The sequence below is a fragment of the Peribacillus sp. S4 genome (genome assembly GCF_046715815.1).
Lineage (GTDB): Bacteria > Bacillota > Bacilli > Bacillales > DSM-1321 > Peribacillus > Peribacillus frigoritolerans.
This window is the reverse complement of sequence record NZ_CP175708.1, coordinates 2,673,331-2,697,374: the sequence shown is the minus strand read 5'-3', so window position 1 is coordinate 2,697,374 and position 24,044 is coordinate 2,673,331. Positions and strand designations below refer to the sequence as shown.

Below are 24,044 nucleotides of genomic sequence, written 5' to 3'. Positions count from 1 at the left end.
ATGAGGTTACATACTTCCTATTCCACCAACTGACCTTTTTAAAACCAAGAAGTGAATACTTTCAACGGACAAGTTCATTCATTATATTTTCATTAATAACAAGATATGTTCAAATAACCCGAATTACCCGGGCAGAGCCCGAAAAAAATAAAATATAATGGTTTGACAAACTTTCTAATTCTACCGTATTATAAATTATATACTTGAATACATTCTCCAAAGGGGAGTAGCTTTTACAACAATGTCGTCATTACGGAGCTCTTTGCTCTCGGTGTTGTTGGCAGCATATTGTTGTTAGCCAGACCTTACCTATTGGTAAAGGTCTATTTTGTTTTAGTAAACCTTTACCAAAGTGGTAAAGGTTTTTTTGTAGTCCCCTTAAGGAAATGTATAAACATGTAGGTTTTAATAGAAAAACAAATAAATATAAATGGAGTGTATTCTTTGATACTTAGAAAATCTTTGCTACTTTTAGGAATAGGTTCTGCACAAATAGATTTAATCCTTCCGAAAAATACGTATAAATCCGGTGAATGCATAAATGGATATTTTTTGATTAAGGGTGGTACCCTTGCGCAAAGAATAAGAAGGATTGAATGTGATTTGATCATGGATACTCATTCTACGGGAATGGAAGAGATCCTTAAAACGAGCACCATTTTGTCTACAAGGGAGATAAATTCAGGGGAAAGCAACGAAATTCCTTTCAACTTTTGTCTGCCTATATTGAAGGAGCCTTATAAGCGAGGGGTATCCTATCGCCTTAAAACGAGACTTATCCTTGATAAAGGAATAATCGGAAAGGATGATGACTGGATTTTAATCGAATCTGAATAAACGTGAAAATGGAGGTGAAAACATGAATATCTTGAAACTTTCTGAGCTTGCTGTGGATTACTGGGAAGAATTTTTATTATTGAGGCTTTTCATTTTGGCTATACTGTTATTGGCTGTTTATTATATTTTGAATAAACTGGTTGAATGGTTTTTTAGAAGATCCAATTTTTTCGACGAAGAAGTCGAAAAAACAATACAGGGGGTTACTCGTTCTTCTCTTAGGTACGGTATATCCGGGCTTTTCCTTATATATTTGATTGGACAGTTTATAGACCTAAAAGGAATTTTAGCTGGAGCTGGTATTTTAGGGGTCGTGATCGGATTTGCCGCTCAGCAAATGCTTAAGGATATCTTATTGGGATTTGTAAGGCTTTCGGATAATGAATTCCGAGTCGGGAATTTCGTGACATTCAACGGGACAAGTTCCGGGACGATTGAGGAAATCGGTATCCGGTTCATGCAGATCAGGGAATGGTCAGGAAAATTGCTGACCATCCCACATAGTGAAATCAGGACGATTCAAAATTTTAATAAAGGGAGAATGCGAATCATTGAACGCATTACAGTAAGTTACCAGGAAAATCCTGAAAAGGTAAAACGGCTGTTGGAGGATATATGTATTATCTGTAATGATAAGTATGGTGAAAGCCTTCTAAGGCTAGAAGATGGTACACCCGAAGAGGATTTTAGATACATAGGCATTACGGATTTAAATCCGAATCTAAAATATGTTGGATATGAACTATGCATAGTGGGACTTGTGAAACCTGATGATTACTTTGAAACATCGAGAAGCGTGAGGTTTGAAATGATGACTGCTTTACATGAACATCAAATTCTAATGCCATCTTCCCATTTGCTTGTACAGGGCAATCCTAATCAAGAACGTTTATTGGAAAACTGAAAAGAAGAAACACATTTGCTTGAGATAATCCGGGAAAAGATCATGAAAAAATGATGGATAAGGTAACAAAGGGCAGAAGCCATATTCAGCGGCAGCCCTTTGAAGCTTAAGGATATTAAAGGGCTTTCTTTTAAAGGAAGTCCATTTTTTATATTAGATAAATAGAACAAACCCATCCCAAAAAATAGTTTTATTTTATTAATTTTTCCCTTGATTTATCAGATTAAATAAATTATTATGAAAATAACATAAAATGGAAGGGTGACCTTTAAACAATGATCATTTAATCCTATTTTTTAAGAAAAAATGCGTGCTTAAAACGAATTTTTTTCTGGATAGGATTAGTCTGTACATTAAAATACAAACAAAGATCATTGTGTCCTTCGATTGGGATATTTTTCCTTGTTATATTTGTATTGTACTACCTCCTGTCCAGATATTTCACAGGAGGTTTTTATATTGGCGAATAACACATCTGAAACATTAAATAAAAAGGAACTTAACATTTTTAAAAATCGAGTATTCCAGGCCATTATCTTCTCAGGGTTGTTTTTACAAATAGGGATATGGGTACGGAATTTTGCCGTTTTGTTATTCGTCATGGAAAAGACAAATGGAGATGCCTTTGCCATTTCCATGATATCAGTAGCAGAATTCGCACCCATTTTTATTTTTTCATTTATTGGAGGCACATTTGCTGACCGCTGGAGTCCGAAAAAAACGATGGTTTGGTGTGATATTTTAAGTGCAATGTCTGTATTTGCTGTCCTTATCTCGCTAATCTTCGGCAGTTGGAAAATGGTTTTCTTCGCAACTTTAATTTCGGCGATACTTTCTCAATTTTCTCAGCCATCGGGCATGAAGCTATTTAAGATGCATTTGCCAGAAAGTCAAATCCAGACAGGGATGTCAGTTTATCAGACCGTTTTCGCAGTATTTATGGTTTTAGGTCCGATTCTTGGTACATTTGCCTTCCAATCTTTCGGGATCAACACCTCGATTGCGATTACTGGCCTGGCGTTTCTACTTTCAGCTGGCGCACTCGCCTTTCTTCCAAAAGATCGCAAACTGAATGAGGGGACAGCAAAAACAACATTATGGCAGGAAATGAAAAGCGGTGTGAGCTACGTATTACGAAAAAAAGAACTAAGTTTGCTTGGTTTATGTTTTCTGGCTGCCGGGCTCGGACTGGGTTTCATTCAGCCGCTCTCGATATTCCTTGTTACAGAACAACTGGAACTGCCTAAGGAAAATCTCCAATGGTTATTTATGGTGAATGGGTTTGGTATGATTTTAGGCGGAGCCGGTGTAATGATCTTTGCCAAAAAGGTGGCACCTCAAAGATTATTAGCTTTCGGAATGCTTGTGAATGCCATAGGGTTGGCGGTAATGGGGCTTTCGACAAATCTTTGGATTACACTTACTGCCGAGTTCTTTAATGGGCTAATGCTTCCTTGTATCCAAATCGGGATCAATACATTGATTTTGCAGAGGACCGAGGGAGAGTTCATCGGAAGGGTCAATGGAATCTTAAGCCCATTATTCACTGGATCGATGGTGTTGACCATGAGCGCGGCAGGCGTGCTGAAAGAGCAATTTTCACTCGTCGCCATATTTGAAACCGCCGCTTTCTTTTTTATTCTAGGAATGTTTTTCATATTGCCATTGTACAATCAGAAGGCCGAAACGAAACCTCTGGAAGTTCAATCGTAAGCATCTTGCGGTGTGCCAGCACCCAAATACAGCTACAACCATTAGAAAAGCAGCCAAAATTGGCTGCTTTTCTTTCTTTTTTTTTCATACTGTCATTGAAACTGACAAATTCTGGATTTTCATTTATTTTAGGAGTACTGGTTAATACTAAAAATGGGCTTATTGTACTTATGCAAGTGAATAGCTTACAAAGGAGAAAAGTTAATGATCCTTAAAGACATATTGAAAGAAGCGATAAACGGGGATTTGCCGAAGGACGTTGAACATATATCCATAACAGGTGTAACCGATAACTCTAAAGAAATAAAAAAAGGATTCCTTTTTGTTGCCGTAACCGGATATAAGTCCGATGGCCATAATTACATCAATGATGCAATTCGCTTAGGGGCATCGGCTGTGATTGGCAATCGAGATATTAAGGGTTTGGAAGTTCCTTATTTAAGAGTGGAGAACAGCCGTAAAGCATTAGGACAAATCGCCAAAAGGTTTTATGGAGATCCCAGCAATCAAAAAATAATGATAGGAATTACGGGCACAAATGGAAAAACTACAACTAGCTATATGCTTCAGCAAATATTAGAAGAGAATGGAGTAACCTGTTCAGTCATTGGTACGTTACAGCATATTATCAATGGGAACAAAGTCGATTCGCATAATACGACTCCAGGTACCATGGAATTGAATTCCTTGCTGGTTGAAAGTAGGGACATGGTTGTCATAATGGAAGTGTCTTCACATGGATTAGCTCAATACCGTTTAGAAGGAATTGAATTTGATTTCTGTGTCTTCACGAATTTGTATCATGACCATCTTGACTTCCACGGTACGATGGAGGATTATTTCCTGGCAAAATTACTGCTTTTTGAAAAATTGAAACCTAGTGGTCTTGCGGTTATTAATGGAGATGATTTCTGGGGGGGGAAACTGCAAGAATACTTATGGGAGAAGAATGTCAGAGCCTTTGTTTTTGGAAAATCCAATCGCTGCGATTTAGCCATAACCAATTATAATACCGCAACGAACCCCTTTATTTTATTGAATGAGAAACAAGACTTTGTGAAAATTGAGTTACCTTTACCTGGACTTCATAATTTATATAACGCAACAGCTGCCTATTCCGTAGCGAAGATGTTTCCAATTTCAAAACAGGAAATTCTCACTTCATTGAAACGATTTTCCGGTGTACCAGGAAGGTTTGAAATATATAAGAAAGCATCTGGGCCGACTATAGTCATCGATTATGCACATACTGCAGATGCCATTCATCACATGCTTCAAATCATATCTTTGGTTTCCGGGGTGGACGAGATACAACCAAAAGGGCTGAAATGGTTAAAGTATCTTCGGAACATAGTGATGTTTTGATTTTGACAATGGATGATCTGAATTCGGACGGGATGGAATCCACACTAAATAAACTGCTTAGCGATTACTCAACTGGAAATGGAAAGGTTATTCATGATCGTACCTTTGCTATCCAGGAGGCGTTACAAGCAGGAAAAGAAGGGGATTGGATTATCATTACAGGTAAAGGAATTGAGAGGTATGATCAAAAATTCGGACTGCCAACCATTTCTGACAAAGAAACGGTATTATATCTTCAAAATGAGGACCAAGGGGATTTTATCGGTTATTTTGATCAATAGTTGATTATAACGAATCCAGCTTCCATCCATTCCATAGCCATAAGCGATTTTAAAATGGTAATTATTAACATTGTAACATGTGAGTAATTCAGGTATGATAATTATACAAGCTGCACTGTTCGTAATGATAATAAAGTTTTAACCTTTAAGCTGTAATAGGGAGTTTTATATTGAAACAGGAATGTTATGCCTCGTCACTGACTTGGACAACAGGATTTTTTCTGCAAACACCCACTTTGAGGAGTGGTGGTTTAAAACTTTCTTACTGAATACGGCATTGGCGGCTTATATCTTAAAATGTTAAAGCCGGTCTCGGTCTGAGGCCGGTTTTTTGCTTATTTAAAATTGCATACCGAAAAAAAGTATGTAACGCTTTGCCGTCTGAAAATTCCCAAACCATATTGTGCATTTACATATTTTTGTAAACATTCACTCTTGTTTTGTATAACGGTTGGCATAACTTGAAGCTACGAAAGCATCCGGTTTGATTTTTGGTTCCACCCCCATGGATTCCATCCTGGCTACCATTTCTTTTACAAACTCACTGGTTTTGTTTCGCTTTCCAACCCCGATATCAATGTGACCTTCCATTGTGAACGTCGCACCTTGATATACAGCAGGCAGGACAATATCGATTAATTGATTTTTTCTTTCTTCCGTAAACAGTGATACGATTTCCTCTGTTAACGACAACTCTTGAGAGATACGTTCATGTAAATGCAGCATCCTTCTAGGGATCATCACTTTTCTTATACAACCCCATACACCATTTCCGACCTGCCGTATTACGATGCCTGTAATGAAAACCGTATGTTTTTTATGTACTTGCGAATCTGTCCCGACCATTAATTGATAGTTACCGGAAGGATTTAATTCCATAAACTCAACAATATGAACGAATACCTCTTCAAAGGACATATCTTTTTTCTGAAGATTTTGAAATGGGATGTTCTGAAATGGATATTGCTTCATATTATCGTACCCAACCTTTCCCCGGATAGAATCAGATTATTAAATATCTCATACCGTTCATAACACATCATATGAAAGAGGTCCTTGTTTCGTGCCGTGGGAAGAACCCGCCTCTAAAGAAGAGGCAGTCATCATTTAAAGTTGATCTCGCTGAATGGATATCACCTCAAGTTTTATTTCTTCTATTTTAAACAAAGGCTCTTTTCGTAAAGATTGTTGTTTTTAAAACGAAACTATTTAAGGGTGATTGGAGCGGAAGTGCGAGACTCCTGCGGGAGCAGCGGGACAGGTGAGACCCCACAGGCGTTTACGCCGAGGAGGCTCACCGCCCGCAACCAAGGAAAGCGAGCATCTGGAGGGGAAATCAACCACACCGCACTACTTAGTAAATAGCAACAAAGTATGCGAAAACAGCCTAAACTAAAAAGACTGTAGGTAAAAGGAGTTCTATCTTATGTTAAACAAAGTTGTTTGGGAGCGGGTGGCTGGAATGAATTAACGGACAAATATAAAACTGAAAAAAAAACTCCATTATAGTCGGGTTTATCTACAGGCCGGAAGAGAAGCTTAAGCATTAGGCTTCTCTTTTTTTGTATGGAGAATATTTCAAAATGTTCTTGGAGTTTATTGCGGCCATAAATGAAAAGTTAAACAAGCCTGTAACTTTACATCACCTAAGTAAACCACAATATCATGCGATTTTTATAAGAAAAAGGAAATGAATTTATTAAATTTTGACCAATAACTACTTTAAACAATTTAATAACTTACAAAAAAAGTGTGTGATGTTTTCTTACATAAACAAAGAAATCTTACTTTTATAAGAGTAAAATAAACGAATATTCAATTAATAAAGTATTGGAGAGATGAAAAATGAAAATATCTGAATTGAAAAAAAGCGGTCATGCTCCGTCATTATTAGCTTCATTCCTTTATTTTGATATCAGTTTTATGATTTGGGTATTATTAGGGGCACTCGGTGTCTATATTACAAAGGATTTCGGACTTTCCCCAGCTGAAAAAGGCTTGATTGTGGCTATTCCGATTTTGGGAGGCTCGTTTTTTCGAATCGTCCTTGGTTTTTTGACTGACCGCATCGGCCCGCGGAAAACCGCAATCGGCGGGATGCTTGTAACGATGATTCCACTTTTTTGGGGATGGTTATTCGGTGAAAGTTTAGCAGAGCTTTATTTAATAGGGATATTACTAGGGGTGGCAGGAGCAAGTTTTGCTGCAGCACTTCCTATGGCCAGTCGTTGGTATCCCCCGCATTTGCAGGGTCTTGCGATGGGCATTGCAGGTGCCGGTAACAGCGGAACTCTTTTTGCGACATTGTTCGGACCTCGTCTTGCAGAATCTCTTGGCTGGCATAATGTTATGGGATTAGCTTTGATTCCTTTAACCATCGTGTTTATCATTTATATTTTAATCGCAAAAGACGCGCCATCTCAACCGCCGGCAAAACCACTAAAGGAATATTTCAACGTATTTAAAATAACGGACACTTGGTATTTTTGTATTCTTTACAGTGTGACTTTTGGGGGCTTTGTCGGGTTCACTAGCTTTTTAAGCATCTTTTTTGTTGATGAGTATGGGTTAACACGAATAAGGGCGGGGGAATTCGTAACATTATGTGTCATCGCCGGAAGTTTCTTTCGTCCCGTCGGAGGATTTATTGCCGATAAAATAGGTGGAGTTAAACTGCTTATGTTTCTATTTATTGGACTCACTATATGTATGTTTGGAATTAGTTTTCTTTATTCTCTTACTGCAGTTACGATCCTTCTGTTCATCGGAATGCTATTTCTCGGTATGGGCAACGGAGCTGTCTTTCAGTTAGTTCCACAGCGATTTTCTAAAGAAATAGGTTTTATCACAGGGATTGTGGGAGCTGCTGGAGGTGTTGGCGGATTCTTGGTTCCAAACATACTAGGTACGTTGAAACAGATCACTGGCACATATGCTACAGGATTTTTAGTATTTTCCGCAGTTGGAATCGTGGCTTTGCTTATCCTGGGCCTAGCTCAGCTTTCATGGAGAAAAACGTGGGTACTCGGAAAGAATTCAGTTAAGATCTAGAACTTTGTTTACTTAGTTTGGCTTTTTACAGCACTTGTTTTTGGGGGGATAAAATGTATAAACAAAAACTGATCTTAGTAGGGAACGGAATGGCAGGATTACGTTGTGTTGAATCCATCATTAGTAAGGATCCGACTGCCTTTGAGATTACTATTTTCGGAAGTGAACCGCACGTTAACTATAACCGAATCTTATTGTCGACTGTGCTTCAAGGCAACAGCTCTTTTGAAGATATTACGATAAATGATCGAAACTGGTATACGGAGAATAATATCCAATTGTTCACAGGTGAAACGGTAGTAAAAATCGATAAAGAGACTAGGAAAATAAAAACAGACAAAGAACGGGAAGTTTACTATGATAAGCTGATAATTGCCACAGGTTCTGTCCCGTTCATTCTTCCTGTCACAGGTGTAGATAAAGAAGGCGTCATTGCATTTCGGACGATTGAAGATTGCCAAAAGATGATTGAAACTTCACGCAAACATAAAAAAGCAGTCGTAATCGGAGGCGGTTTGTTAGGTTTGGAAGCAGCGAGAGGGCTGTTAAACCTTGGTATGGAAGTGCATGTCGTTCATATCGCTGACTATTTAATGGAAAGGCAGCTCGATTCAACGGCATCACTTTTACTGCAAAAAGAGTTGGAAAACCAGGGAATGAACTTTCTTTTAAAAAAGGAAACACAGGAGTTAATCGGTAACGAGCGTGTAGAGCGCGTCCGTTTTAAAGATGGAACGGAGCTGGATGCAGATTTGGTCGTTATGGCTGCGGGAGTCAGACCGAATATTCAATTGGCCAAAGAAAGCGGAATTGATACAAATCGTGCAATCATTGTAAATGACTATTTAGAAACCAGCATCCCAGATATTTATGCGGTTGGCGAATGTGCTGAACATCAAGGCATGGTTTATGGGCTTGTTAAACCTCTTTACGAACAAGGTGAAGTGCTGGCAAAGCATATTTGTGAGATGAAATGCAGCGGATACCAAGGCTCGGTCCTTTCGACCCAGTTGAAAATATCAGGAGTTGAGCTATTTTCTGTTGGTGATTTCCTTGGTGACGAAACAACGAAATCCATCACAACTTTTGATGAATTGGATAGTGTTTATAAAAAGTTGGTTTTTCAAGGAAGAAAAATCATAGGTGCTGTACTTTATGGAGATACAAACAACAGCTCACGATTACTCGATATGATTGTAAAGCGGCAAGAAGTATCGTCAGAGGAAAGGCGTTCAATGTTCCAGTCACCAAATACGGCTGAGGGATTAATCGCTTCGATGGCAAATCATGAAATCATTTGCCATTGTAATGCTGTTTCAAAGGGCGGAATCATTGAAGCGGTTCAAAATAAGGGGTTAACGACAGTGGAACAAGTTAAACAATGCACAAAGGCTTCCGGTTCTTGCGGCGGATGTAAGCCGGCAGTGACCGAGCTTTTGACCTATATTCAAAGTAATCTTACTACTCAGGATGAGAAACAAACTGCATTTTGCTCATGTACGAAATTAACGGAAGATGAAGTTGTGTATAAAATGCAGCTCCAAGACGTATCGACTGTCCAAGAAGCGATGGATGCTCTTGAATGGGAAAATACAAAAGGTTGTTCGACTTGCAGGCCTGCATTGAGCTATTATTTAGGGATGATTCATCCAGAGTACGAGATCAGACAGCAAACTCTTTTCATAAACGAAAAAAAGAATGCAACAGTTCAAAGTGATAACCGATACTCAGTTATCCCGCAAATGTACGGCGGGATGACGAATGCAAATGACTTGCGAAAAATTGCTAATGTTGCCGATAAATATGAAATATCCCAGGTTGCGATAACAAGTGAACAAAGGATTCATTTAATGGGGGTGAAAAAAGAAGATCTCCCAGGTGTGTGGGCTGATTTAGATATGCCGTTAAGTTCGAAATATGGTAACACCGTTCAAAACGTCAAAACATGTATCGGTGAACATGTTTGCTCTTGTGATAAACAGCAATCCCTATTACTTGCTGTAGATTTGGAAAAAAGATTGGAGCAAGTATCAACACCATACCGTATAAAGATGGGCATATCCGCTTGTATGCATAACGGTGCAGGATCAACAACGAAAGATATAGGTGTTATGGGCATTGACAGGGGCTGGGAAATATATGTGGGCGGAAGCAGCGGGCGTGATGCACGTGCAGGTGAACTATTATGTGTAGCCGGCACAAATGAAGAAGCCATTGAAATCATCATCGGCTTTATTCAATATTATCGGGAAACAGCCAACTATTTAGAACGGACTTGGCAATGGATTGAACGATTGGGTTTAATTCATGTTAGAGAAATATTGTTTGATGATGAACTTAATCAGCAACTATCTCAACGATTGGAACTGGCCTAGATCAGGGAGTGAACAAAGGGGAGAACTAGATGCAAGTCTTAGTAAGCGGTTAAATGTTTGTGCCATGAAAAATCCATAGAAATCCATGAGTAAAGGGTGAGGAGCCTTGACCGAATTATTATTAAAGTATTTCCGCACGAAGCAACAAGAGGTCCAATCAGAAAAACGATATGATACACAATGTCCATTTTGCAGCATGCAATGTAAGATGCAGCTGCTGGAACAAACAATAGTAACAAGAAAAAAGTATATGACGATTGGAAAAGATAATCCAACCTCAGAGGGGCGCTTATGCATTAAAGGAATGAATGCACATCAACATGCTTTGCATAAAGATCGAATTAAATACCCATTATTGAAAAAAAATGGAGAATTTGTTCGAATATCATGGGAGGAAGCATTAAGCCACATTAAGGAGAATTTCACTAAAATACAAGCAGAAGATGGTGTAAATGCATTATCTGTTTATGGGAGTGCATCCATTTCAAATGAAGAAGCCTATTTGCTTGGGAAGTTTGCAAGGGTGGCTTTAAAAACAAAGTATATAGATTATAATGGCCGTTTGTGCATGTCTGCAGCTGCTTCGGCAGCCAACCAAACATTTGGTATCGACAGGGGCCTGACCAACAGCTTATCAGAGGTTCCGTTCACAAAGTGCATAATCTTGGCGGGTACGAATATTGCGGAATGCCAGCCCACAATCATGCCGTACTTTGAGCAAGCGAAACAAAATGGGACATATATCATTGCTGTAGATCCCCGGGAAACCGCAACAACGAAAATGGCCGACTTACATCTAAAGGTGAAACCTGGGATGGATGCCGCCTTGGCAAACGGATTATTGAAAGTGATCATTGAAGAGGATCTTATTGATGAAGCGTTTATCCGGGAACGTGCAAATGGCTATAAAGAAATTAAAGAGTATGTCACATCTTTAGAGTTGGAGGAAATTGCAGAAATGACAGGGGTTCCAAGTGAACAAATCCAAAAAGCGGCTGCCATGTTCGGGAAAGAAGAATCAGGAATGATTTTTACAGCAAGGGGAGTTGAGCAGCAAACAGATGGTTCGGCTGCTGTCCGTAATTTCCTTAATATTCTTATTGTTACAGGGAAAATTGGAAAAGTGAATTCGGGTTATGGAGCTATCACCGGACAGGGAAATGGGCAGGGAGCAAGGGAGCATGGCCAAAAGGCAGACCAGCTGCCGGGGTATCGCATGATTGAAAATGAGGAACATAGATTACATATTGCAAGTATATGGGGAATTGATGAGTCTGATTTGCCGCGTAAAGGTGTGTCGGCATACGAAATGTTAGAGAAGATAAATGAAGGTGAAATTACCGGCATGTTTTTAATGTGTTCCAATCCAATTGTTTCAAATCCCAATGCTAACTTTGTCAAAAAGGCTTTGAAAAAATTAAAGTTTCTTGTCGCAGTAGATATGTTCGTTTCTGAAACTGCTAGATTGGCTGATTTGATTTTACCTACTTCGTCTTATTTAGAGGATGAAGGAACGATGACGAATTTGGAAGGACGGGTAACGTTGCGGGAAGCAAGTTTTTCATCACCTGGGGAAGCGAAGCATGATTGGCAAATCATTTGTGATATAGCTAAAGCTCTTGGGAAAGGGGAGCATTTTCCCTTTCAATCTGCAAATGAGATATTTGAAGAACTAAGAGTGGCAAGCCGCGGGGGAACCGCCGATTATTATGGTATAACGTATGATCGGTTAAGAAAAGAAGGAGGTATTTTGTGGCCATGTCCATCCATTGACCATAAAGGGACTAAAAGGTTATTCGAATCGTCTTTTGCCCACCCGGACGGAAAGGCGGCCATGGTTGTGGTTAATAACGTGCCTCATGTTCCAAAAGAAAAGCCATGTACGGAATTTCCGCTTTATTTAACAACAGGAAGAATCATGTCACACTATTTAACTGGAGTACAAACGAGAAAAAGCTCATCATTAGCCGCAAGAAATTTTGAATCATATATGGAAATCCATCCGGAAACAGCCAAGAAATATCATATTTCAGACAATACTTTGGTGAAAATTGAATCAAGGCGCGGAAGTATTGTTGTAAGAAGCAAATGGTCCGCAACGATTCGCCATGATACTATATTCGTTCCTTTTCATTGGGCAGACTCCCAAAATGTCAATCGCCTCGTTTCACAGGATTTAGACCCGACATGCAAAATGCCCGGGTTTAAAGTCAGCGCTGTAAAAGTACATCCTATATTAGAGTTAACGTCTCATTAAGGGGAAGGTATCTTCCCCTTCACCATATTTTTTTGATTCAATCATAATCGAAAAATGGAGCCTAATCACATTTCATGACTAAACAACAAAAGGGGATAAAGGATGGAAAAAGGTAAGGTCTATATTGTTGGTGCCGGACCTGGTGATCCGGACTTAATTACTGTCAAGGCAATCAAATGCATCGCGGCAGCGGATGTCATCTTGTATGATCGATTGGTAAATCGTGAATTGCTTTCATACGGCAAACCTGAAGCTGAATACATTTATTGCGGTAAAGCGCCTGGTATACATTGTGTCCCCCAAGAGGACATTCATCAATTGTTAATAAGTAAATCAATGGAGAGAAAAACGATTGTTCGTCTAAAAGGGGGAGATCCTTTCATTTTTGGCCGTGGCGGTGAGGAAGCAGAAGCGCTGGCAAAGCACGGAATTCAATTTGAAATAGTCCCTGGAATCACATCTGGAATCGCTGCGCCAGCTTATGCTGGAATTCCCCTGACTCACAGGGAATGGGGGAGTTCCTTCGCAATTGTCACAGGACACTGCGTGACTGGCAAACCTGATAACATCAACTGGCATCATTTAACACATGGTGTTGACACCATTGTTATTTATATGGGTATGAAAAACCTTCCATATATCTGTAAACAATTACGCTCCTGCGGAATGAAGCCTGAAACTGCCATTGCAGTCATCGAACAAGGAACGACAGGTTTTCAACGAACTATTACAGGAACAATCGATTCAATAGTGGCGATCGTTACAAGAGAGCAGGTTGCCAATCCCGCCATGATCGTAATAGGAGAAGTGGTGAATTTATCCGGGAAATTATCATGGTTTTCCGAGAAAACAAAAGATAAGGAGTTCGCTTAGAGAGGAATGATTACCTAAAAAACTTTTACTGTAATGAAACTGGAAAACTGGACATGAAAGTCATCATGTCCAGTTTAAAAATGTTAACAGCTATTTTAATATTGCAATGTGAAAATTTTGTCGAAGAGTGAAATATGGACATAGAACAGCTAATAATTCGGGTTTCTAGGCGAAAATCAATTACGCAGGCCAAAGTGTGCATTTAATTGGCCCTGCAGCATTTTTTTTCGCATTTTTTCCTGTTCAATTTTTCTTTTCTCTTTTAATTTTTCCTGTCTAATTTCATGGGTTTGCACTCCATCCTCTATTTTATCGGCGATTTCCACTAATGCCTTGACGTCGGAAAAAGAGTATTTACGGTTACCACCCTTAGACCTTTCGGGGAAAACTAGTTTTCTTTCTTCATAATACCGGATTTGTCTATCGGATAGTCCGGTTAATTCTCTGACCACACCTATGGAAATTACCTTTCTATCTATATAAGATTCTTTTTGCTGGACGATGAAAATCACCTCATTTTGGATTTATGCTGAATCAATAAGGATATTATATCCTAATTTTCTGAATATTTGTAATAAAAACTAACATTAAATATTAATTTTTAAAAACTATGTAAGATTTTATTACATGATTGTGGCGATAAAAAGTGACGTCACCTATAATCAATCATATCATCCTTTCAAAAAAATCTTATTGGAGGACAAAACATGTCTAAGCAGAAATTGGCGCTCATTGGGAATGGTATGGCTGGAGTAAGATGTATAGAAGAAATTTTGAAAATTCAACCGGAAAGGTTTGAGGTGACTGTCTTCGGAAGTGAGCCGCATCCGAATTATGATCGAATCCAACTATCGAATGTATTGCAAGGGGCTACGACGATAGATGATATTACAATAAATGATTGGAACTGGTACAAAGAGAACAATATTACACTTTTTTCAGGTGAAACAGTCAAGAACATCGACACCACTAAGCAAATCATATATTCAGATGCTAATAGCGAAGTCGCATATGATCAATTAATTTTAGCTACCGGATCAATCCCTTTCATACTTCCGATAAAGGGAGCTGATAAAAAAGGAGTGACCGCCTTTCGAAATATTGAAGATTGCGAAAAGATGATTGAATATTCGAAAAATAACAAAAAGGCTGCAGTCATTGGGGGAGGATTGCTGGGTCTTGAAGCAGCAAGGGGGCTTTTGAATCTAGGTATGCAGGTAGATGTAATTCACCTTTCGGAATATTTGATGGATAGGCAGTTAGATCCAGCAGCAGGAAAAATGCTGCAAAGGGAACTTGAAAGCCAGGGAATGAATTTTTATCTCGGGAAACAGACTCAAGAGGTTTTAGGTGAAATTGATGTCAAAGGATTACGCTTTAGTGATGGCGAGGAAATTAGCGCCGACTTAGTGGTCATGGCAGTTGGGATTAAACCAAATGTTGCAATGGCCCAAAATTCCGGCATCCCTGTCAATCGAGGAATTATCGTGAATGATTATATGGAGACAAAGATCCCGAATATTTTTGCGGTTGGTGAATGTGCGGAACACCGTGAGATGGTGTATGGTTTGGTCGCTCCCCTATATGAACAGGGCAAAGTATTAGCCAAAAGGATTTGCGGACTGGAAAGCAAACCTTACGAGGGGTCCGTGCTTTCTACTAAGTTAAAAATATCTGGTGTTGATGTATTTTCGGCTGGAGAAATTTTCGAGGATGAACAAGCCAAATCAATCAAGGAATTTAATGAATGGAATGTTACTTACAAAAAAGTAATGATTCGAAATGGGAAAATTTCTGGGGCGGTATTATTCGGGGATACAAAGGAAAGCAATATCCTATTGAGCATGATCAATAAAAATGCCGACGTTTCGGAATACTTGAATGTTGGAACAAGTGAACCCAGTGTCAGCCTTGTCACTTCGATGTCAAATGAAGAAATCATCTGTGGTTGTAATGGTGTAACGAAGGGTGATATTGTGACGGCTATCGAATCTAATGGTTTAACAAGCATTGAGGAAGTAAAAGGCTGCACAAGTGCTTCGAGATCATGCGGTGGTTGTAAGCCGTTAGTCGGTGATATTCTCGAGCTGACATTAGGCGCTGATTTCAGTAAGTCAAACCAGAAGGAATCCATATGTACGTGCACCACTTTATCAAGAGATGAGGTTGTTGCCGAAATACGCGAAAAAAATCTGACACATACTCGTGAAGTCATGAATGTTCTCGGCTGGAATACAAGTGATGGATGCTCGAAATGTAAACCGGCACTGAACTATTACTTAGGCATGATCCATCCTGTTGACTATGAAGATGAAAAAGAATCCCGCTATGTCAATGAAAGGCTACATGCAAATATTCAAAAGGATGGTACATTTTCCGTTGTGCCAAGAATGTATGGCGGCGTCACAAATCCCGATCAATTACGGAAAATAGCAAATGTTGCCGATAAGTATAATGTTAAGTTACTTAAGGTAACAGGCGGTCAAAGAATAGATTTGTTCGGCGTTGAAAAAGAGGACCTTCCAAGCGTATGGGCCGACCTGGATATGCCTTCTGGATATGCGTATGGAAAAACGCTTCGAACTGTGAAAACATGTGTCGGTGAAAACTTTTGCCGGTTTGGCACCCAAGATTCAATCGGTCTGGGTATTGCCATGGAGAAGAAATTCGAACGTGTTGGCACACCGCATAAGGTTAAGATGGCTGTGTCGGCATGTCCTCGTAATTGTGCTGAATCAGGTATCAAAGATCTTGGTGTTGTCGGTGTTGACGGTGCATGGGAAATTTATATTGGCGGCAATGGCGGTACCCATTTACGAGCTGCTGAATTATTATGTAAAGTGAAAACAAGTGATGAGGTAATTGAAATTACGGGTGCGTACATCCAACATTATCGAGAGACTGCCAATTATTTAGAAAGAACGTCGGTCTGGGTTGAGCGTGTCGGGTTCGATACCATTAAGGCGATTATTGGTGATAAGCAAAAAAGGATGGAGCTTAACCTACGTTTGGATGAGGCCTTATCCGTATTGCAAGAACCGTGGAAAGAAATCATTGAGAGCAATGCGATCCAAACCGGTTTATTTCAAAAAGTGAAAATTCCGGCTATATCAAATAAATGAATATGGGGGCAGCCTAAATGGGGAAAACACTTCAAAAGATAGAGGTCTCAACCGTAAATGAAATGCCAAAAAACCTGGGGAAAACAGTAACCATAGGATCTCATGAAATTGCTCTTTTTCATTTAGCAAATGGTGAATTCCGGGCTATTGAAAATCGTTGCCCACACAAAGGTGGGGTACTTGTGGAAGGCATCGTGAGTGGTGATCACGTATTTTGCCCGATGCATGACTGGAAAATCAGTGTCAAAAATGGAGAAGTCCAAAAACCTGATAATGGTTGTGTAAAGACATTCCATGTTGAAATAGAAGATGGTAATGTTTATATAGTTTTATAACCAGCTGCTATGGATAGTCTCTAAGACTATCCATTTTTCTTTGCAGTTTTTTGAACTAAATTTACCCGGCAGAATAATTGATAAATATTTCCAAAGGCAATATACTTTCAAGTATAGGAATTCTTTTATTAAAACGAATGAATGTAAGCGATTTCGAAGAACAAATGAATAAAGTTATAGGGGAAGGTTGGCGTTTTATGAACAAATTATCGGTTGGCGTTTTTACCTTTATGCTGTATTTTGTTCCTTTATCAAATACACCTGGAATGGCAGAAGTACAACCAGATTACAAGCTTTATGTGATGGCCCCCTTGGGTGAAATAACAGATTGGGAGGCATTTAAAGCAGAGCTGACCCAGTTGAAGGAAAATGGAGTATATGCAATAACGACAGATATCTGGTGGGGATTGGTCGAGAGTAAAAAAGATAATCAGTTTGATTGGTCCTATTATAAAAAATATGCGGAAACCGTGAAAGCTTCCGGTTTAAAATGGGTGCCCATTTTGTCTACGCATCAATGCGGCGGTAATGTGGGGGATGATTGCAACTATCCCATCCCAAGTTGGCTCTGGAATAAAGACACTGCCGAAAACATGGCTTTCAAGAGTGAAAGTGGTTTCTGGAATAAGGAAGTACTTGCTCCTTGGTGGGAGGGCACAGCCGGTCAGTACAATGAATTGTACAAATCCTTTGCAGAGAACTTTGCTGATAAGAAGGATTTAATAGCAAAAATATATCTAAGTGCAGGACCGGCAGGGGAATTAAGATATCCCTCCTACCAAAATGCCGATGGCTGGGATTATCCTGAGAGGGGACAGCTTCAAGTTTATACAGAAGGAGCAAAACGGGATTTCAGGCTTGCCATGAGAGAAAAATATTCCACGATAAAAAAATTAAATGCTGCTTGGGGCAAAACGTATAAAAACTGGAATGAGATTCAGCCGCCAGGAAATGGGGATGAATTTTTCACCAAGGGAGGAGCAATCGACACTAAATTTGGATACGATTTTATGCAGTGGTATCAAGGGGCACTCGAAAAGCATCTTGCAAAAATTTCGAAGTTTGCCCATAAACATTTTGATGAAGTCTTTGGCGTGCCAATTGGAGCTAAAATCTCAGGAGTCCATTGGAAAATGAATGATCCAGTAATGCCGCATTCAGCAGAATATAGTGCCGGGTACCATAACTACTCCAAATTATTGAATCAATTTAAGAAATCGAATATGGCCCTCACATTCACCTGTCTGGAAATGGGAGATCAAGACGCACATACTGCACCGTCCTATAGCGCCCCTAAGACTTTGGTGACCCATATTGCCTCTTTAGCTAATGAAAAAGGAATTTCTTTAAACGGGGAAAACGCACTCCCTCTCATCGATAATGAATGGGGCTTTGACAATGTAGCAGAAATGCTTTTTAACCATGGTTTTGAGGGATTTACATTGCTTAGGATGTCTTATTTATTCGACGATGAAGGAAATCCAACTAATGAGTTCAGGATGATGGCTGATAAATTGGAAGGCAAGTCGATTCCCGTTACATTCACAGTTGAAAATGTACCTTCCACACAGGGAGTTTACTTAATTGGGAACAGAGGGGAAATCGGCCGATGGAATCCTGAAGATTACGAATATAAACTCACTCAAAACACAGAAGGCAGCTGGAGTGGAACATTTCGTTTAGCTGCAGATCGATTCTATGAATTCAAGTTCGTTCTGAAAGATGAGAATGGCAATATCACTTGGCAAGATGGCGAAAATAATAGGTATAAAACTCCTTTGAATGGAGAAGGAAACTATAAAACTGCATGGTAAATGGGTTAATAGGGCTATGATTTAAAATTCAGACGACATAAGGTGGTTCGGAATGCTCTCACAACCATGATTGGTAAACTTAATATCCTTCTGTTTTTTTACTGCTTTGTATACATCAATCCCTTAATAGATTAAAGAAATTTGCGACAATCCTGCCGAATAACTGTCTGCCAAGCCGCTTTGCTTTGATGCGGCTCGGCAAACAGTTGGCGGAAAGGGAGCGGATTTCTGAAATCATCTGGAATATTTTTTTAGGTTTTAAAGCCTGAAGAGGTAATCAACGTTCAAATTTTACAGTATGACTAACTAAGCAGGACTTGTGGGAAGAATATAAGGTATGGAAAACATCACAAGTTAGGGTATAAAAAATCCAGAATCCAAGTGATGTATATTTGCATACTGACCCCATTACGGCAATATTTTTTAATACTTAAATGATATAAATTTACATTAATTGAAATGTAGTCCATTTTTAGAACAAAGCAACAAGAAAGGGAGGAATCGAAATATATGAAGACAATGATTACATGGACAGGGGAACTGGCCTTTTCTGGCACAACTCCGTCGGGACATGAAATAAAGATGGATGCCGCCGAAGAAGCAGGAGGTAAAAATAGTGGAGCAAGACCCACAGAATTACTTTTACACTCTCTTGCCGGCTGTACAGGAATTGATATTGTCATGATTTTAAAGAAAATGCGATTTGAAACAAAGGCCTTTCAAATAGAAATAGAGGGGGTACGGTCAGAAAATCATCCTAAACGTTTTACCGATTTTCATATCCATTATTTATTAGAGGGAGATCTACCTGAAGATAAAGTCGTCCGTGCGATTCAATTATCCAAAAATACGTACTGTTCAGTGTATCACTCATTAAATGCCAACATTAAAATCAGCTATTCAATAAATGGTGTTAAAGGAACACAAGACATATAATATGTAATTTAAAGGACTATTGTTAAACAGGAAGTTGTTTTACATCCGTATAATAAAAACAGCCCCATTTTTGAACATGGGGCTGTTTTGACTGAAATGAACATCCTCATTTCAAGAATAATCATCTATACCAAAACGTGCAAACCACAGGAGATAATCCCTCTCATGGTAATCCGAGGGTATTCTACCGAAAATATCAATCTAAAATTGGTTTTCAAGGTTAGCGAACTCCATTTTACGGAAGGAAAGGGATAATTCAGTAAGCAAGTAATCAAAATGTAATGGTTTGTCATTGGAATGCCCTTGATGTTAGGAGTTTATCCATATAAACTTTAGATACTATTGAGGAGTGGTTAAGTTGAAAGAGATAACAATTGACAAATTAATTTTTAAAAATCATTTATCGATGATTGAACAATATTCATTGAAAGATTTCATGTTTAAGTGGCTCGGCAGCCCCGAAGAAGGTTTAGATGATCTTCTCCCGCTTACATACACAGATGAAGTTTTTGCAAAAATGGAAACGACATCGGAGACTAAAATCAAGATTCATGGAGAAGAAACCTTCAGATATGTCACCATTACGGAAGATAATCAAATTGTAATAGGGGGCTTGGATCCGAATCAAGAGTTAAAGTTTAGAATTGTGTCCCTGGAAGAGCGTTTGAAAAGCTACTAAAACTGAATCAAATTTTCAAAAATACCTTAAAAAGGCCGTTCCAGTGGAATGGCCTTTTTAAGGTATTTTTTTCATCACGTTAAGAGAGTCGTCAATACCACATGTTAACTGTACTCGAAAGTAATTGAAACCCTTATCTTATGCAAGTTAAGCGAGTAACTCTTTAAACTCGCGATATTTTTGGATTAATTTAACAAAATATAAATGTTTATTGGTTTGTCTTAGTATATTATAGAGTAATGAAGTCGACTAAACATTGGGGAGGAATGAGATGAGCGAGACATTGGCAAGTTCAATAAAAACGCTTTTGAAGGAAACGTTTGAAGGACCGGGAAATGAAGGAAGCTATTATACTGAATCAAAACCGAATACCGGGGTTTTTGGTACACTTGATGGTTTAACCGCAGTAGATGCTTCACGTTCCATAAACGGATCGACAATTGCGGCACACGCAGACCACACCCGGTATTATTTATGGGTGATCCAATCGATGATCAATGGCACAGACTTTGAAAAAGATTGGGAAGAAAGCTGGACCATCACTACTGTTGATGAGGTGAAATGGGCTGAAATCAGAGAGGAATTACATAAAGAATATGTATCTCTTTTCGCAGAAATCGAAACAATCGATTTAGGAAAATGGCTGACAAATGTAAATGCGACCATTGCCCACTCAGCTTATCATCTTGGAGCGTTACGGCAAATGATAAAAAGCCTTGAAATAGAAAAATAATATAATATATTGAGAGTTTTTAAACTGATTGGAACGTATGGCACTCGCTTTCCGAAGGAAGTCCGCCCTCGGCACTCTTGCGCCTGGATTCTCCTTTCGACAAGCTTTTTCCGCGGGAGTCAGGTACACGCGTTCCAATCAACTTTTTTTGAAAAACCCAGATAGATACTTTTAGTTTTAGTCAATAAGAGGGGTTCAAACGATCTCATCCCTAAGTTGAGGGTTTATAATATCAGATAGTTTATTTCCTGTTTCATATTTTTGAATGAGCCATTATTGATTCATATTACTTCGTCCGAATCTCGTGCCGTAATTCTTCTCCTTCAATTCCATTTGCCTGTCATTTGCTTTTTTACTTTCTTGCTCAGCCCATATGAAAGCAGAGTTAAAAATTGGGCCTCCTTATAAAATCCCCAGTAACACCCATATCTCTGAATTTCCGCAATCAAAAGAATCTCTTTTTTAAGTACCATACATAATATCTGAGTTCAGATCTCAAGTAATATACTTCCATTCTCCGAATGAATCATCATAATCCCTACCCAATCCGTCTAGTGAATCAAGGAATAGTAAACGCCTTCACGAATGATTAAGTGCATCCCAGATATGGAAACCAATAAAACTCTTTTCCGCTTTGCTTATCAATGAAGATATAATTCCAAAATACTCCTTTGCTGAAACACGAGCATATCCAATATTCAAAAATAGCAATTGATCATATATGAATCACTTTAACTGACGGGGCCAATTTAGTTGTAAAAGGATTTAATAATATACTTGATGATATTAGAATAAAACAAATAAAGTGTGTCAATAATAAAATTGACAGGACACCAATCAGTGTCATATAATAAAAGACACCAATTGGTGTCCAATTAAAAGGGTGGGTGATTTTGAACGAGAAAAATCAAGAACGTGATATTTATATAGCCATTGCTGACCCAACAAGACGTAAATTGCTACGTTTGTTGGCGGACGTGGAGGAATTGCCACTAAATGAGTTGACCGTACATTTTGAAATGGGCCGTACTGCGGTTTCAAAGCATTTGGCAATCCTTAAAGAGGCAGGTCTAGTAATCAGCAGAAAAGTCGGCAGGGAAACCCGTTATCGACTGAATGCTGGTCCGTTGAGAGAAATTGAGGATTGGGTATCGTTTTACAGAAGATTCTGGAGTGAAAGAATATCACTTTTAAATCAAATATTAGAGGAGGAATAAAAATGAGTTTAACAGTAACACAAGATTTTAATTTTAAGAGCCCGATCGAGAAGGTATGGCTTGCCTTAACGGATGCAAATACTCTTGGGAAATGGGTAATGGCTAATGATATTAAACCTGTCGTCGGACATAAATTCCAGTTTCGAAATGAACAGTGGAAATTAATTATTGATTCCGAAGTTCTTGAAGTCGAGGAGCCTTATAAGTTATCTTACACCTGGGTAGGTGGCGGTATAAACACTACAGTCACATGGACCTTAAAGCACGAGGATGGAACAACCCACTTACATCTCGAACAAACAGGATTCGAAAAAGAAGATCAAGCGTTCAATGGTGCGAAATATGGTTGGGCGAAAATGGGCGAAGAACTTAATAACGTGTTAGAGGTATTGTAAGACCAAACCGCTGCCTTGTTTTTTAGTATTTAGCTAACGTATAAGAAAAAAGCAAACTGCTCGGAAAGAGGAGTGTTCCGTGATGACAAGAAGTAGAACGAATCCTAAGGTTGATGAATTTTTAGGTAAAGCTAATAAGTGGAAAGAAGAATATGAGACATTAAGAAATATCGTTCTTGACTGTGAACTGACTGAAGAATTTAAATGGATGCATCCCTGTTACACGTTTGAGAATAAAAACATCGTTTTAATACATGGATTTAAAGAATATTGTGCGCTTCTGTTTCACAAAGGTGCCTTGTTACAGGATGCCCACGGGCTTCTAATTCAACAAACGGAGAATGTACAGGGAGCGCGGCAGATTCGGTTCACTAATGTTCAAGAAATAGTTGCAACGGAATCCATTCTGAAAGCCTATATTCATGAAGCCATTGAAGTTGAAAAAGCCGGGTTGGAAGTGGAATTTAAAAAGAACGAAGAATTCATAATCCCTAAAGAACTTCACAATAAATTCGATGACATCCCTGCCTTGAAAACTGCTTTTGAAGCATTGACCCCAGGAAGGCAAAGAGCATACATCCTTTATTTTTCACAAGCCAAACAATCCAAAACCCGAGAGTCAAGAATCGAAAAATGCATGCAGAAAATTCTCGATGGGAAGGGTTTAAAAGATTAATATATTTGATGAGAAAATAAATTAATCATGTTTTGGATTTCATCCCACTTTGCGTTCATTCGAACTCCTTTTTGGAACGCAAGTAACCACTCAACCGAATAATAAAATGGATAAAAACAAAAAAGTGACCCATAGAGTGTAAGCGATCTGCCGTGTAACAGGCCTACTTGTTGCAGCTAAGGAAAGAAAAAAACTGCACACCAAAGTGTACCTTGTTTTTTGCTTAAAGGTCACTTTTTTTGGGCTAACGGGTGCTTATCTTGAACAAGGTTTAAGTAATGATTTCAACATAACACCAATAAAATATGGTACTTTTATGGAATAGCAAAAAAGCCCAATTTCTCAATTTTACTACTGAGAAATTGGGCTTTTTTCGAATATTTCAATTCAGGAAAATGGTAATGACCATGGCCCACTTCGCGTATCATCTTGGAACGTTACGGCAAATGATGAAAACCCTTGAAATGGAAAAATAAGATAA

Annotated in this window: 20 protein-coding genes and 1 other RNA gene; 19 read left to right on the top strand and 2 right to left on the bottom strand. The window is 38.8% G+C overall.

Annotation, left to right across the window (positions count from 1 at the left end; genetic code table 11):
• The first annotated feature begins 444 nt into the window (after positions 1–444).
• The 6 genes from ACJ9PY_RS12815 (at position 445) to ssrS (ending at position 5,391) form a co-directional block, all read left to right on the top strand.
• Positions 445–837 carry a sporulation protein gene (locus ACJ9PY_RS12815; protein WP_063576204.1) on the top strand — a complete coding sequence of 131 codons (393 nt, stop codon included), beginning with the start codon at positions 445–447 and terminating at the stop codon, positions 835–837.
• Positions 838–859: 22 nt separating this feature from the next.
• Positions 860–1,741 (top strand): mechanosensitive ion channel family protein, encoded by an 882-nt coding sequence (locus ACJ9PY_RS12810; protein ID WP_098864525.1) that lies wholly within the window; start codon positions 860–862, stop codon positions 1,739–1,741.
• A gap of 459 nt (positions 1,742–2,200) precedes the next feature.
• Positions 2,201–3,454 carry an MFS transporter gene (locus ACJ9PY_RS12805; RefSeq protein ID WP_411740187.1) on the top strand — a complete coding sequence of 418 codons (1,254 nt, stop codon included), beginning with the start codon at positions 2,201–2,203 and terminating at the stop codon, positions 3,452–3,454.
• 204 nt (positions 3,455–3,658) lie between these two features.
• Positions 3,659–4,819 (top strand): Mur ligase family protein, encoded by a 1,161-nt coding sequence (locus ACJ9PY_RS12800; protein ID WP_411740186.1) that lies wholly within the window; start codon positions 3,659–3,661, stop codon positions 4,817–4,819.
• Positions 4,783–5,100 (top strand): hypothetical protein, encoded by a 318-nt coding sequence (locus ACJ9PY_RS12795; protein WP_411740185.1) that lies wholly within the window; start codon positions 4,783–4,785, stop codon positions 5,098–5,100. The genes ACJ9PY_RS12800 and ACJ9PY_RS12795 overlap by 37 nt, the downstream gene beginning before the upstream one ends.
• Positions 5,101–5,204: 104 nt before the next feature.
• Positions 5,205–5,391: non-coding RNA, 6S RNA (ssrS, locus tag ACJ9PY_RS12790), on the top strand.
• A gap of 138 nt (positions 5,392–5,529) precedes the next feature.
• Here ssrS and ACJ9PY_RS12785 read toward each other — a convergent pair.
• On the bottom strand, positions 5,530–6,072 hold the full coding sequence (locus tag ACJ9PY_RS12785) for a ribonuclease H-like YkuK family protein (RefSeq protein ID WP_034306780.1): 543 nt from the start codon (positions 6,070–6,072) through the stop codon (positions 5,530–5,532).
• An 873-nt stretch (positions 6,073–6,945) separates the two neighbouring features.
• Here ACJ9PY_RS12785 and ACJ9PY_RS12780 point away from each other — a divergent pair.
• The 4 genes from ACJ9PY_RS12780 to cobA all read left to right on the top strand — a co-directional run bounded on the left by ACJ9PY_RS12780 (position 6,946) and on the right by cobA (position 13,656).
• Entirely contained in the window at positions 6,946–8,151 is a 1,206-nt protein-coding gene (locus ACJ9PY_RS12780; protein ID WP_034306778.1) for a nitrate/nitrite transporter, read from the top strand.
• A gap of 53 nt (positions 8,152–8,204) precedes the next feature.
• Entirely contained in the window at positions 8,205–10,526 is a 2,322-nt protein-coding gene (gene nirB / locus ACJ9PY_RS12775; RefSeq protein ID WP_411740184.1) for a nitrite reductase large subunit NirB, read from the top strand.
• Between the two features lie 106 nt (positions 10,527–10,632).
• Positions 10,633–12,783, top strand: a complete 2,151-nt coding sequence (gene nasC / locus ACJ9PY_RS12770) for an assimilatory nitrate reductase catalytic subunit NasC (protein WP_411740183.1) — start codon at positions 10,633–10,635, stop codon at positions 12,781–12,783.
• 102 nt (positions 12,784–12,885) lie between these two features.
• A complete protein-coding gene (cobA, locus tag ACJ9PY_RS12765; RefSeq protein WP_278089437.1) occupies positions 12,886–13,656 on the top strand; it encodes a uroporphyrinogen-III C-methyltransferase in 771 nt (256 codons plus the stop codon).
• A 176-nt stretch (positions 13,657–13,832) separates the two neighbouring features.
• Here cobA and ACJ9PY_RS12760 read toward each other — a convergent pair whose 3' ends face one another.
• Positions 13,833–14,108 carry a MerR family transcriptional regulator gene (locus tag ACJ9PY_RS12760; protein WP_269450004.1) on the bottom strand — a complete coding sequence of 92 codons (276 nt, stop codon included), beginning with the start codon at positions 14,106–14,108 and terminating at the stop codon, positions 13,833–13,835.
• A gap of 255 nt (positions 14,109–14,363) precedes the next feature.
• Between ACJ9PY_RS12760 and nirB (ACJ9PY_RS12755) the strand changes: the two genes are divergently transcribed.
• The 9 genes from nirB (ACJ9PY_RS12755) to ACJ9PY_RS12715 all read left to right on the top strand — a co-directional run bounded on the left by nirB (ACJ9PY_RS12755) (position 14,364) and on the right by ACJ9PY_RS12715 (position 23,563).
• Positions 14,364–16,778: a nitrite reductase large subunit NirB gene (gene nirB, locus ACJ9PY_RS12755; protein ID WP_411740182.1), complete on the top strand. Its 2,415-nt coding sequence runs from the start codon at positions 14,364–14,366 to the stop codon at positions 16,776–16,778.
• Between the two features lie 17 nt (positions 16,779–16,795).
• Positions 16,796–17,113: a nitrite reductase small subunit NirD gene (gene nirD / locus ACJ9PY_RS12750; protein WP_411740181.1), complete on the top strand. Its 318-nt coding sequence runs from the start codon at positions 16,796–16,798 to the stop codon at positions 17,111–17,113.
• A gap of 197 nt (positions 17,114–17,310) precedes the next feature.
• The gene (locus ACJ9PY_RS12745; RefSeq protein ID WP_411740180.1) at positions 17,311–18,927 is read left to right on the top strand and encodes a family 14 glycosylhydrolase; all 1,617 of its coding nucleotides are present in this window, start codon (positions 17,311–17,313) and stop codon (positions 18,925–18,927) included.
• A gap of 510 nt (positions 18,928–19,437) precedes the next feature.
• Positions 19,438–19,863 (top strand): OsmC family protein, encoded by a 426-nt coding sequence (locus ACJ9PY_RS12740; protein WP_098864514.1) that lies wholly within the window; start codon positions 19,438–19,440, stop codon positions 19,861–19,863.
• 358 nt (positions 19,864–20,221) lie between these two features.
• Positions 20,222–20,542: a hypothetical protein gene (locus ACJ9PY_RS12735; protein ID WP_057277628.1), complete on the top strand. Its 321-nt coding sequence runs from the start codon at positions 20,222–20,224 to the stop codon at positions 20,540–20,542.
• A gap of 271 nt (positions 20,543–20,813) precedes the next feature.
• A complete protein-coding gene (locus ACJ9PY_RS12730) occupies positions 20,814–21,275 on the top strand; it encodes a hypothetical protein (RefSeq protein ID WP_057277629.1) in 462 nt (153 codons plus the stop codon).
• Positions 21,276–22,168: 893 nt separating this feature from the next.
• Positions 22,169–22,492, top strand: a complete 324-nt coding sequence (locus tag ACJ9PY_RS12725) for an ArsR/SmtB family transcription factor (protein ID WP_189337287.1) — start codon at positions 22,169–22,171, stop codon at positions 22,490–22,492.
• A 2-nt stretch (positions 22,493–22,494) separates the two neighbouring features.
• Entirely contained in the window at positions 22,495–22,887 is a 393-nt protein-coding gene (locus tag ACJ9PY_RS12720) for an SRPBCC family protein (RefSeq protein ID WP_278089441.1), read from the top strand.
• Between the two features lie 82 nt (positions 22,888–22,969).
• Positions 22,970–23,563 carry a YdeI/OmpD-associated family protein gene (locus tag ACJ9PY_RS12715; RefSeq protein ID WP_411740179.1) on the top strand — a complete coding sequence of 198 codons (594 nt, stop codon included), beginning with the start codon at positions 22,970–22,972 and terminating at the stop codon, positions 23,561–23,563.
• The last annotated feature ends 481 nt before the right edge of the window (positions 23,564–24,044 follow it).